10 protein-coding genes and 1 pseudogene are annotated in these 11,496 nt (G+C 58.2%); 9 read left to right on the forward strand and 2 right to left on the reverse strand.

The window, feature by feature from the left end; translation table 11 throughout:
• Positions 1 to 5: 5 nt before the first annotated feature.
• From IY73_RS07470 to ileS, 7 genes are all read left to right on the forward strand, one after another.
• Positions 6 to 788, forward strand: coding sequence for a polyphenol oxidase family protein (locus IY73_RS07470; RefSeq protein WP_053962523.1), 783 nt, complete (start codon positions 6 to 8; stop codon positions 786 to 788).
• Positions 781 to 1,518 (forward strand): YggS family pyridoxal phosphate-dependent enzyme, encoded by a 738-nt coding sequence (locus IY73_RS07475; protein ID WP_053962524.1) that lies wholly within the window; start codon positions 781 to 783, stop codon positions 1,516 to 1,518. The genes IY73_RS07470 and IY73_RS07475 overlap by 8 nt, the downstream gene beginning before the upstream one ends.
• Before the next feature lie 102 nt (positions 1,519 to 1,620).
• Complete coding sequence (locus IY73_RS07480; protein WP_418000766.1) at positions 1,621 to 2,109, forward strand: cell division protein SepF; 489 nt, start codon at positions 1,621 to 1,623, stop codon at positions 2,107 to 2,109.
• A 104-nt stretch (positions 2,110 to 2,213) separates the two neighbouring features.
• Complete coding sequence (locus IY73_RS07485) at positions 2,214 to 2,534, forward strand: YggT family protein (RefSeq protein ID WP_053962526.1); 321 nt, start codon at positions 2,214 to 2,216, stop codon at positions 2,532 to 2,534.
• A gap of 181 nt (positions 2,535 to 2,715) precedes the next feature.
• Positions 2,716 to 3,441: a DivIVA domain-containing protein gene (locus IY73_RS07490; protein ID WP_053962527.1), complete on the forward strand. Its 726-nt coding sequence runs from the start codon at positions 2,716 to 2,718 to the stop codon at positions 3,439 to 3,441.
• Positions 3,442 to 3,656: 215 nt separating this feature from the next.
• On the forward strand, positions 3,657 to 3,923 hold the full coding sequence (locus IY73_RS07495; protein WP_053962528.1) for a hypothetical protein: 267 nt from the start codon (positions 3,657 to 3,659) through the stop codon (positions 3,921 to 3,923).
• A gap of 353 nt (positions 3,924 to 4,276) precedes the next feature.
• A complete protein-coding gene (ileS, locus tag IY73_RS07500; protein ID WP_053962529.1) occupies positions 4,277 to 7,495 on the forward strand; it encodes an isoleucine--tRNA ligase in 3,219 nt (1,072 codons plus the stop codon).
• 109 nt (positions 7,496 to 7,604) lie between these two features.
• Here the strand turns inward: ileS and IY73_RS07505 are convergent, their stop codons facing one another.
• Complete coding sequence (locus IY73_RS07505; protein WP_053962530.1) at positions 7,605 to 8,180, reverse strand: HdeD family acid-resistance protein; 576 nt, start codon at positions 8,178 to 8,180, stop codon at positions 7,605 to 7,607.
• A gap of 221 nt (positions 8,181 to 8,401) precedes the next feature.
• Between IY73_RS07505 and IY73_RS07510 the strand changes: the two are divergent.
• Positions 8,402 to 9,784: pseudogene (locus IY73_RS07510) on the forward strand (DNA polymerase IV).
• On the opposite strand, the gene IY73_RS07515 reads toward IY73_RS07510, so the two are convergent.
• Positions 9,763 to 10,827 carry an asparaginase gene (locus IY73_RS07515; protein ID WP_082345532.1) on the reverse strand — a complete coding sequence of 355 codons (1,065 nt, stop codon included), beginning with the start codon at positions 10,825 to 10,827 and terminating at the stop codon, positions 9,763 to 9,765. The pseudogene IY73_RS07510 and the gene IY73_RS07515 sit on opposite strands and share 22 nt — an antisense overlap.
• A 137-nt stretch (positions 10,828 to 10,964) precedes the next feature.
• Here IY73_RS07515 and IY73_RS07520 point away from each other — a divergent pair, with 137 nt between their 5' ends.
• The gene (locus IY73_RS07520) at positions 10,965 to 11,462 is read left to right on the forward strand and encodes a hypothetical protein (protein ID WP_053962532.1); all 498 of its coding nucleotides are present in this window, start codon (positions 10,965 to 10,967) and stop codon (positions 11,460 to 11,462) included.
• Positions 11,463 to 11,496: the final 34 nt, after the last annotated feature.

Here is an 11,496-nt window from a genome sequence, read left to right on the forward strand (position 1 = left end):
ACGTCATGACTACGCCCCCCACTCTCACACAGACTGCCAACGGGCTACCACAGCCAGGCCGTCTGCGGGTGAGGCGTGTCATCACCACCCGGGCTGGCGGATATTCCACCGGCCGCTACCACGGATTGAACCTTTCCCTGGATGTGGGAGATAACCCCGTCACCGTCACCCGCAACAGGGAAAGGCTCGCTGAAAAACTTCAGCTTCCACCAGACCGTTTCGTCTACATGGAACAACTCCAAAGCCCCCATGTCAGCGTTGTCGAAGCAACCGCGGACAGTCGTTATCCCGATCCGATCCCGGCCACCGACGCGCTCGTCACTACCGCAGCTGACCTTGCTCTCGTCGTACTTACTTCAGATGCCGTCCCCGTGCTGTTAGGAGACGATGAAGCGGGCGTTATCGCTGCCCTCAATGGTTCGGCATTAGGAGTTCGAGCCGGGCTTGTTTCCGCCACCCTGGACGTCATGCGTGAGTTGGGGGCGGACCCACACCGAATGCATGCACTACTTGGCCCCTCCGCCACCGGTCGCAAGATGGTGGTCTCAGAGGCAATGGCGGCAGATGTGGAAGCTCACGTTCCACATACTCGCGCCCGGACAGCTACCGGGCAGCCATCTCTCGACTTGCGTCGCGGCGTAGCCTACCAGCTCGTTTCAGCGGGGCTCGCAGGTGTCACTGTGGATCCCCGCTGCACTATTGAAGACCTCGCCTTCTTCAGTACCTACCGGGAAAAGAAGACGGGGTGCCAGGCCGGCGTCATTTGGAGGAGCAGTACCAATGACTGACAACACCATTGCATCCCGCTATCAGGCGACGCTCGACCGCATCGCACAGGCCTGCCAGCGTGTGGGACGATCCCGTGAGGATATCACCCTCATGGTCGTCACCAAGTTCCATCCGCTCGACGAGGTCCTCGAACTGGTTCGTCTGGGCGTGCGAACCTTTGGCGAAAATCGCGAACAAGAGGCTCGGCAAAAAGCATACGACTTGCTTGAGCGTGATGCAGCTGAGCATGTGCTCGCTGGAATCCCCGCTGAATGGTCCATGATTGGGCAACTGCAACGCAATAAGTGCAATGCAGTGGCCCGGTGGGCGCATAGTGTCCATTCTGTCGATTCCGTGTCCCTGGTCAACGGTCTTGAGAGGGGGATGCAGCGGGCTCTCGACGATGGCTCCCGGGAGAACCCGCAACTGGGCGTGTATCTCCAAGTCAGTCTGGACGGGGATACTGCGCGCGGTGGAGCACTGGAGAGTGACATCGCAGAACTTGCCGATCTCGTCGACGACTCTGACCATCTTGTTCTGCGCGGACTGATGTCCGTACCGCCGTTGGATGCAGACCCCAGTGTTGCCTTTGCACACCTCTACGATCTCAGCCAGCAGCTACGCACCAACCATCCGTATGCCACCGAGATTTCTGCTGGTATGACGGGGGATATGGAGGAGGCTATCGCCCACGGTTCTACCTGCATTCGAGTCGGAACCGCCATCCTCGGACCGCGCCCCACCCACTAATCCTGCTTGCCTTATTGGCAAGCGTACAGAGACCCATCATCCATAACCCAAGATACGGAGGCACCCATGGGCTTTATTCAAAACGCGAAGGAATTCTTCGGCATGGCATCGCCCGCCGAACAACCCGACTATGTCGAAGACTATGTTGAGTCTGATGACTACGGCGACAAGTACGGTGACGGCTTCGGTTACGGCGACTCCTACCAGGACGACTACGCGGCCCCGACGCGTGCAGGCAGCACCCCGCTTCCTCCACTGGACCGCAGTCGCTATGGTGGACCGCGGCAGGCTGACGCCCGCCCCTACCCACCTGCCCGCCACTCCGCACAGATCACCACAGTAAGCCCTAAGAGTTACGCAGAAGCCGAGCTTATTGGCCAGCGCTTCCGAGACGGTAACCCAGTGGTGATGGACCTGTCGAAGCTGGATAGTGACCTTGGTCAGCGGCTCGTTGATTTCGCCTCGGGCCTAGTGTTTGCACTTAATGGTTCGGTAGAACGCATTGCTAAGAAGGTTTTCCTGCTGTCCCCGGCAGAAACTGTCGTCAATGACGGAGAACGGCTCCGTCTAGAACGGGATTACGAAGCATAACGCACCTCGGATTCCGACAGTCCAGCGGTTTGATGCGGCTTATAGCATGCTCCTATCCAGCGCTGACGTCGGCGAAAGAGGAAGTATCTCGGTAAGGTGAATCTGTGACTGTCTTTGCAACTGTGGTGTACTACCTGCTGCGTATTCTGTGGCTATTGCTCATTGTGCGCATCACGGTCGAGATGATCCACTCCTTCGGGCGATCGTGGTCGCCTGGGCCGAAACTGGCAGCCGTCTTGGAGGTTGTTTTTCGTGCCACCGATTGGTGCCTCGTCCCCATCCGGAAGGTGTTACGTCCGGTGGGAATTGGGGGAGTAGGGCTGGATCTCTCTCCTCTTATCGTGTTCCTCGTTGTCAGTGTTTTGGTGCCTCTCACTGTCAACTTGGGTGCAACACCAGTAACTCTGGGGAGCCTATTTTCGTAACTGAACTGGGCTTTCCTGCAGATTCCTAGGTGAGATAGTCGTTTCAGAACTAGGAGTCAAAAGGAAAAGTCCGCTAGGCTTTTCAATGAACTGCAGTTTTTTCATAAAGAACGCTGTCGTTATGGCAGTATTATGTGTGTAAACTCATGTGACTCGTGAGAAAAAGAGAGGGAGAGTTCCCATGCCTACGCTGACTCCAGCAGACGTCCACAATGTCGGGTTTAGTCGTCCGCCCATCGGCAAGCGCGGCTACAACGAGGAGGAAGTCGATCAGTTCCTCGACCTTATCGAGGTTGAACTGAGCCGGCTCATCGAAGAGAACTCGGACCTGCAGCAGCGCGTTTCTGAACTGACCACCGAGCTTGATGAGGCGCAGAATTCCGTCGCAGCCGCACAGCAGGAAGTTGATGCTGCCCGTAGTGACGCAGAGGCCGCTCGCGCTGCCGCTGCTAAGGCCTCCGTGGCTGCTTCCCCTGCCGCCCCTGCTCCCGCCCCTGCCGCCTCCTCCACGCCGGGTGACGTGGAAACCAACCTCAAGGCCGCCCATATCCTCGGTATGGCCCAGGAAATGGCAGACCGTCTTACTGGCGATGCCCACCGCGAAGCCGACGAGATGCTCTCCTCCGCACGTTCCGAAGCGGATCGTATGGTCACGGAGGCCAACGACACCGCTGACCGCCGGATGAACGAGACCGAAGCTGCCATTGCCCACATGGAGGCCGAGGCCGAACGCAAGCACACCGAAGTGATGGCCACCATCAACCAGCAGCGCTCTGTCTTGGAAGGTCGTATTGACCAGCTGCGTACCTTCGAACGCCAGTACCGCGCCCGCCTGCAGGACCTCCTCGAAGGCCAGCTGGCAGATCTGCGCGGATCCAACATTGGAGACAGCTTCTCCAACAACTAAATTTTCTCTCACTTCGAGAAACCGAGTCACACATTGGGTGACAGCAGGGCGGCAGAAGCACCGCCCTGCTGTTGCTGCATTTCTGAACCCCGCCTCCTATGGCGGGGTTCGCTGCTAGGGAGAACCCGCCTACTTCCTCCATTTAGCCGCCCCACATATAACTGCCTGGGGTATGATCGAGATGTCGACACGTCGGTCACATCCCAAGGAATGCCATGCTCATCCTCGCTCTCGTTTGCACCGTCATTGGACTCGCGCTACTGGTAGCTGCTCTTACTACCGGTATTCTCCCCCTCGCCTGGGCCTGTATCGGTGTCTGTATTCTTGGCTTCATCTTCCTTATTGTGGACATCGTGAAGAATCGGAAGAAGAAGGCAGACGACGAAGCCGCGGTGCTCGTCGATGGAGTACCAGCAGTTGAACATGCTGTCGAAACAGATGTACCTGCCCCCGATGTCGTTGAGGTCCCTACAGATAGATAGGTGTTAGTCGTACGGCCTATAGCCTTTTCGCAACCCCGCACGCATTGTGCGGGGTTTTGTGTGTGAACGAGTTATCCATTGTTCATCCGACGGGTAGGAGGTTTCGTGCAGCACTTATTGGGACTTTTGCGCGGGAAAACGTAGAATGAAGGCCTGGCAGTGATCCGGCTATCACCGGGGAGTCTCCGGAAGAACAGCGTCTAGCCCAGTAGAACCGGACGGGAGAGCCCGACATAGCTCCAACGAAGCGGGTTGTGGATGAGCTACAACCAAGCGGGGTGGTACCGCGGAGCTTACAGCCTCGTCCCCGTGTCCCGGACACATGTAGCTAGACACGAGGAGTAGCTCCGTCGATGAGCACTGATTCTCAGAAAACCACGACCGGCGTAGGCGCCACCTATCCCAAGGTCGATATGACCCAGGGTCGAGGCACCTCCAGCCCCTCCTTCCCGGAACTCGAGCAGCAGGTTCTGAAGTACTGGGAAGACAACAACACCTTCAAAACCTCCATCGCACAGCGTGAAGGCGCCGAAGAATATGTCTTCTACGATGGTCCTCCCTTCGCTAACGGCCTTCCGCACTACGGCCATCTCCTCACCGGCTACGTAAAAGACATCGTGCCCCGTTTCCGCACCATGGCTGGCTACAAAGTGGACCGTCGTTTCGGCTGGGACACCCATGGGCTGCCTGCCGAGCTGGAAGCGGAAAAGCAGCTGGGAATCAAGAATCGCGCCGAGATCGACGACATGGGGCTTGCCGAGTTCAACGCCTACTGCAAGAAGTCCGTTCTGCAATACACCCAAGAATGGAAAGACTACGTCACACGCCAAGGGCGCTGGGTCGATTTTGAGAACGACTATAAGACCCTCGACCTCGGCTACATGGAGTCCGTCCTGTGGGCATTCAAGACCCTCTACGATAAGGGACTCATTTACAAGGGCTTCCGAGTGCTGCCCTACTCATGGGCAGAGCACACTCCGCTATCCAACCAGGAAACCCACCTGGATGACGCCTACAAGATGCGTCAAGATCCGGCTATCACGATCACCATGCCGCTGTGTGTCCCAGCGGACCATGAACTCGCCGGAACCCCCTTTAACGGTGCGGCAGCCATCATTTGGACCACCACTCCCTGGACCCTGCCCTCAAACCTCGCAATTGCTGTGCACCCCAACGAATCCTATGTAGTGGTAGAGGTAGCGGGGGAGAAGGCCCCCGCGGCTCTAGTTGGGATGCGCGTCGTCCTCGCCGAAGCTCGGCTGTCTGCCTACGCCCGCGAACTCGGCAAAAAGCCGGAGGTGCTGGCACGGGTGACAGGCCGCGAGCTTGCCGGTCTGCACTACACTCCTGCCTTCGACTACTTTGCCGACAACGAGAATTCGTTCCAGATCCTCCCGGCTGACTATGTGACCATGGATTCCGGTACGGGTGTCGTTCACCAAGCTCCCGCCTTTGGTGAAGACGATATGGCTACCTGCAACGCTTTCGGCATCTCCCCGGTGATACCCGTTGATATGGACGGTAAGTTCACTGCTGACGTGCCGGACTATGAAGGGCTGCTGGTCTTCGATGCTAACCCGCGGGTCATCAAGGATCTGAAAGCTGCTGGCCGGCTATTCCGGCAGGAAACCATCGACCATTCCTATCCACACTCGTGGCGCTCAGGTGAACCTCTCATCTACATGGCACTACCCAGCTGGTTCGTTGCCGTTACCAAGTTCCGGGAGCGCATGGTTGAACTTAACCATGCGGAGATCAACTGGATCCCCAGCCATATTCGTGACGGGCAGTTCGGTAAGTGGCTCTCCAATGCCCGCGACTGGAACATCAGCCGTAACCGCTACTGGGGTGCACCAATCCCTGTGTGGGAATCAGATGACCCTCGCTATCCTCGTACGGATGTCTATGGCTCTCTCGACGAGATCGAGCGGGACTTTGGTGTCCGCCCCACCAACCTCCACCGCCCCGAAATCGACCAGCTGGTTCGCCCCAACCCGGATGACCCCACTGGTCAATCCATGATGCGTCGCGTTCCTGAGGTTCTCGACTGCTGGTTTGAATCCGGTTCCATGCCGTACGCACAGGTACACTACCCCTTCGAGAACAAAGAGTGGTTCGAGTCCCACTACCCGGGCGATTTCATCGTCGAGTACATTGGTCAGACGCGTGGCTGGTTCTACACGCTGCATGTTCTCGCTACCGCTCTCTTTGACAATCCCTCGTTCAAGACTGTGGTCGCCCATGGCATCGTTCTCGGCAATGACGGCCTCAAAATGTCCAAGTCGAAGGGGAACTACCCGAACGTTAACGAAGTGTTCGACCGCGATGGGTCTGACGCTATGCGCTGGTTCCTTATGTCCTCCCCAATTCTGCGTGGTGGCAACCTCATAGTGACCGAGCAAGGCATTCGTGACGGGGTTCGGCAGGCGCTGCTCCCGCTGTGGAACGCCTATAGTTTCTTCCAGATGTATGCTTCCGAAGAGGCTACTTTCCGTACTGACAGCAGCAATGTGCTGGACCGCTACATTCTTGCGAAGCTGGCGGAGACCCGGGACACCCTCACTGAGCAGATGATGAATACGGACATCGCCAACGCGTGCGAGACCCTTCGCCTCTTCATTGATGCACTCACCAACTGGTATGTGCGTCGTTCCCGCACTCGCTTCTGGGAGGGGGAACAGTCTAGCCAGGATGCCAAGCACGCGTTCGATACTCTCTACACTGTGCTCGAGGTAACGTGCCGTCTGGCTGCACCGCTGCTGCCGTTTGCTACGGAAGTCATGTGGCGTGGTCTCACCGGTGGCGAGTCAGTGCACCTCACCGACTGGCCGAAGGCAGATCTACTACCGCACGATACAGAGCTGGTGGACGCCATGGATCGTGTGCGTCTGGTGTGCTCAACGATTTCCTCTATCCGTAAGGCCCATAAACTCCGTGTGCGCCTCCCGCTGCTGTCTGCCACCGTGGCGATCCCGCATGTGGACGCGCTAGCCCCGTTCACAGACATCATTGCCGAGGAAATGAACCTGCGTGAGGTGAAACTTAGTGAGGATGTCGCCGCCTATGGCGGATTCCAGCTGCAGGTCAATGCAAAAGTGGCTGCACCGCGACTGCGTGGAGATGTACAGAAAGCCATTAAAGCGGCGAAAACTGGGGATTACCAGGTGCACGCTGACGGCACCGCTACTGTTGGCGGCATCGAACTCTTTGACACCGAGTACACCCAACGTCTCGTCGCACAGGATCCCGAGTCTACGGCAGCCCTGCCCGGTGGTGCAGGACTCGTCATCCTCGATATGACACTCAATGATGACCTCGAGTCCGAAGGCTGGGCCAAGGACCGAATCCGTGAGATCCAGGATGGTCGACGTGCCGCTGGCCTCGACATCTCTGACCGCATCAGCTTGACTCTGGGAGTCCCCAGTAAACTACAAGCATGGGCAGAGCGACACCGTGACCTCATCGCCGGTGAAGTACTCGCCACAGAGCTGATGCTCACCAGCCCGGACAAGGGTGGAGAACTCGACCTGGGTGATGGCGTGACTGGTGCTCTGCACAAGGTCGCCGACTAGCCAGAAGTCCCTCCGTCGACATATCAAAGGGCCCCTCCCGGCGCTCCATGAGCAGGGGAGGGGCCCTTTGTGTCCCATCACTAGCCAGGTGAAACCTGGGTGGTTGACACTAACGGCCTATCAGAGACACGTTTTCGCCATTCTTAGCCAGCGTTTGGCGAATGACCAGAGCAGACACCAGCATGGTGATGCCCAGCGCAATTGCCAGTACTCCCAGGGCCCAGGCAATGCCGATGAGGGACGTGAAGGGCGAGATGAGGAGCAGCAGACCGATGATGATCTGGGCAATACCGCTGACAATCACCGGCCAGCCCACACCAGCGACGGCAGAGATGCTGCCAGCACCAATGTTGCCAATGCCAGAAATTAGTGCGACCAGACCAAAGATGAGAGCCAGTACCACGCTGAACGTGTCGGGGTTCACCGCTGCAGCGATACCGATGGCAAGGCCAACTACGCCAAAGAACACGCCAACACCCCAGACGGGGGACACTCCCTTCGTTGCGAAGGACAAGGCGATAATAGCGAGCGCGCCGATGATAATGCCGACGGCACAGGTGATGGTGACCACCTTCACGGTGCCACCCGGCCACGCCACGGCGACAATACCGATAAGGAGGGCAAGCACGCCCACAACGAGCCATGCACGCCAGAGAGCACGGGCCGCCTTTTCAATGAATTCCATTTTTTCTCCAAGCTAGGGCGACTGAGGGGATAGAAAGAGCGCCCACTATCTTCACTTTCCAGCATAACGGCAGGTTGGTGTAATTTCCGGAAATGCCTGGGGCGACCTCCGCTTCTCTCTGACAGCTGCCAATGCCTTAGACTGGCAGCGTGAGCAGCGCATATCCTTTGACCGACCATGATCTGGCCAACCGCCAGTATCGGTGGGTACTGCACTGTGATATGGATGCCTTCTTCAGCTCTGTCGAGCAGCTCACCCGCCCGACGCTGCGAGGACGCCCCGTGTTGGTCGGGGGACGGTCGGAGCGAGGTGTCGTCGCGGGAGCCTCCTATGAAGCACGAGCTCTAGGTTGTCATTCTGCAATGCCCATGCACTAGGCGGCCCGGCTGATCGAACCGCGGGGCGTCGTCGTCCCCACGCGTGGTGTGGTGTACCGCACCGTTAGCCACCGCATCTTCCGACTCCTGCAAAACTACGTGCCAGTGATTGAGCAGCTGTCCGTCGACGAGGCCTTTCTCGAACCGGCAGAGCTACGCGATTGTACGGGCTACGAGGTGCTGGAGTATTGCGAGATGCTCCAGAAGATCGTGCGCGAAGAGATCGGACTGAGCCTCTCATTTGGCGCAGGGGTGGGGAAGCAGTACGCAAAAATCGGATCTGGGATGGCCAAACCAGATGGTGTTCAGCTCATCCCCGCATCTCGCATGCACCAGATCCTCCGTCCCCTCTCCGTCCGTGCGTTATGGGGAGTGGGACCTGTCAGTGAAGCGAAGCTCCGACACGAGGACATCCTCACTATCGGGGATCTTGCTGACCTCCCGGAACGGGATGCCACTGCTCTCCTCGGTTCAGCAGTAGGGCGCCAACTACAGGCATTAGCGCGCGGGTTCGACAACCGCCCCGTCCACGAGCGTGCGATCGCCAAGCAAATCAGTTCAGAATCCACTTACCGCACCGACATCACAGACAAAGCCGGGATTATGGCAGCAATTGACGATAACGGGGATGATGCCCACCGCCGTCTCCTCCACGATGGACGGGCCGCACGAACCGTGACCGTCAAACAAAAACTCGTCAACATGACCATTGTCTCCCGCTCCGCCACCTTGCCCTACGCCACCACCGATCTGCGAACTCTCCTAACACTCGCCCACCGCCTTGCCCTAGACCCACAGCAGGTGGGGGCTTGCCGATTGGTAGGGGTCAGCCTTTCTGGGCTCACCAGCATTCAACAGGAATCCCTGTTTCCCGAACTTGACTGGGAAGTTCGGATCGAGGAAGAACGGGATGACGGCGCACTAGCCTCCTCCGCTTTCCTCCCTGGTTCCACGGGGCAAGGCGTGTATGGGTCAGAGCGCACCCTTCTCCATATGCCAGCCCGTCCCCGTTGGTCTGCCGGAATGGATGTTCTCCACCCTGAATACGGGTTCGGATGGGTACAGGGGGCTGGGCGAGGAAAAGTGACGGTCCGATTTGAGACGCGCACCACCGGTCCAGGCCGCGCCCGTACGTTCGCGGAAGAAACCGTCGACCTCACCCCTGCTGACCCACTCCTGTGCCTCGACTGGCCAGAGGAGGAACTCTACCGGCGTACCGAAGAGTGAACATTCGCACACTGTGCTGCCGCACGGAACACCTGCTCAATCTCCGCAGCCGCATAGCCTGCCTGCAGTAGTGCAAGCACCACCATTCGGCACTGTGGCGCCCGCAAGTAAGGGCAAAGGGGAATCTGAGCGGCAGCTAGATCGGCACCCCCGCCAGGGCAGCCATACACAGCCTCCACTTTCCCCAACGGAACACGTGTCGTCACCACCACTGCCACCTCAGGATGGGCAGCCCGCAGCTGGCATAACGTCCGGGCCGCAGCGACCGGCAGATTACCGCTGCCCAACGCTTCCACGACGACCGCCCGCACAGGATTATCTGGTGATGGAGTAGCCGCAAATCGCAACAGAGAACCGTCATCCCCAAAATCACTAGTCACAATTCGTACCAGCGGAGTGTCGGCAGCTAAAAGAGGTGTGGGGCGGAGTGGCAGCGTCACAGTGGGCAGAACTGGCATTTGCAGGCCAATCTCGGGGCTAACGCTGGCAAATGCCTCCTGCTGGTCGGTGGCGATCTTCACAACACCCCATGCGGGCAACACGCGGCCAGCAAAGACAACATGTACTGCAGCTGCACTATCGTCTCGCAACACAAAGTGGAGCGCATCTGCCAGGTTCTGTGGCCCGTCCGGGTTGACGCTATCGGCGGGGAATGACGCCCCCGTCACAGCGAGTGGACATCGGTAGTCGCCAAGTGGACAGACCATCTGCAACCACAGCGCCATTGACTCCAGGGTGTCGGTTCCATGCACCACCACAATACCGCTAGCACCGTTACGCAAAGCCGCTACCACAGCAGCCGTCACCGCATCGACATCAGCAGGCTGCAACTGTGAGGAATCTTTCTGGTAGATATCTACTACTTCTATCACGGCATCGCTAAGTGCGTGGACAACGGGGTGATCGGCGGGCAACGCACGTAGCAGATCGTGGCCTCTTAAGGCAGGTCGAATCCCACTGGACGTACCAGTAGGGAGAGGGGTAGATGCTGTACTAGAGATGGTGCCACCCGTCGTTAACACCACAATGCGTGGAGTACTCACTCTTTAAGAGTGTGGGTTTTACGCAGAAAGGTCAATAGCGACCTGCCAGACAAGGAAAAATGGAGCTAAGCGGAGAGATCGTCGAAAAACGAGTAATGTGACTGTAGAACGTTACTTTGGATCACAGTGGGAGCCTCATGACTGCACGACGCATCGGCGCGGCCCTCATCGCCGTTACCGCGGCGGTGTCGTTAACCGCGTGCACCACCTCCGTACCGCCCGAGGTACAAGCGAGCCGTAGCGCCGCGATGAGCTCCCTCAAACGTCCCGCTATCCCCGAACCCACCCTCAAACAGCTGCAGGCTCTCCTGGACCGGGCACTCGACCCCAAGGTCCCTGTTGACAAGAAACTCGACACGGTACAAGGTGCAGAAAAATCTCCGGAGCTTTTCAAAAAGATCACCCAGGCCAAGCAAGAATCGAAGGCGACCATTACGTTGTCTGGCCAGATCATCCCAGTCGACCCCACTACCCGCACTGTACATGTGGAAATGGCCATCCCCGGTCAACCTGCCCAGGGCAGCGAGGTAAAGTTCGTCTACAACAAGAAGAAGTGGAAGGTCTCCAAGTCCTACGTCTGCAACACCATCTCGCTCCTTATGCCGGATAGTGTTCCCGCAGTGTGCTCGACGTAGCCCCATTACCCCCACCACCACTCTCACCTCAGGA

Origin of the sequence: Lawsonella clevelandensis (genome assembly GCF_001293125.1) — a bacterium.
Taxonomy (GTDB): domain Bacteria; phylum Actinomycetota; class Actinomycetes; order Mycobacteriales; family Mycobacteriaceae; genus Lawsonella; species Lawsonella clevelandensis.